The organism is Henriciella marina (genome assembly GCF_027213945.1).
Lineage (GTDB): Bacteria > Pseudomonadota > Alphaproteobacteria > Caulobacterales > Hyphomonadaceae > Henriciella > Henriciella marina_A.
The window spans coordinates 1-704 of record NZ_JAPWGW010000018.1; the positions used below are offsets into that span (position 1 = coordinate 1).

Annotated in this window: 2 protein-coding genes; both read left to right on the forward strand. The window is 61.4% G+C overall.

Annotated features, from left to right (window positions below; genetic code table 11):
• Positions 1-453: efflux RND transporter periplasmic adaptor subunit (locus O4G74_RS16015; RefSeq protein WP_269403517.1), on the forward strand; the 453-nt coding region annotated here is incomplete at its 5' end.
• 12 nt (positions 454-465) lie between these two features.
• The coding region (locus O4G74_RS16020; RefSeq protein ID WP_269403518.1) for an efflux RND transporter permease subunit at positions 466-704 on the forward strand (239 nt) is incomplete at its 3' end.

The following is a 704-nucleotide window of genomic DNA, read 5'->3' on the forward strand; positions in this document are numbered from 1 at the left end:
GTCTACAAGGAAGATCTCGGCAAGGTCAGCGAAGGCCAGACCGTGACATTCCAGCAGGAGGATGGCCGCGTCCTGGCCGAAGGGACAATTTCAAATGTCCTGCCTGTCATCAGTGAGGCATCCCGCACCGCGACCGCGCGGGTCATTGTCGACAATGCCGAACACAGGCTGAAGCCCGGTCAGTTCGTAACGGCGCGGATCGACACGGGAGAGGGGCGCCCCGTCGTGCGCGTTCCCTCCGATGCGATTGTCAGTGTTGAAGACAGGATGTCGGTCTTCGTCCCGACCGATGACGGGTTCGAACCGCGCGAGGTCCGCACAGGGGACAGCGCGAGGGGCTATACCGAGATCATTTCCGGGCTCGAGGCCGACGAAGCATTCGTTGCCGAGGGCGCCTTCACCCTGAAAGCGCAGCTTGAAAAAGACGCTTTCGGCGACGGCCACGCACACTAGGAGACCCGCAAAATGATCAATTTGATGCACCGCCTTGCGGGTGGCCGGCTGCTTGCCGCCATTGCCGCACTCGCTTTGTCGATCGGGGGGCTGTTTGCCTTTCGCAGCCTGCCTGTCGACGCTTTTCCCGATCCCTCACCTTCTCTGGTCCAAGTCTTCACCGAAACTGAAGGCCTGTCGCCCGAAGAGGTCGAACGCTATGTCACCTATCCGATCGAGACGGCCATGTCCGGCCTGCCCAAGGTCGACGA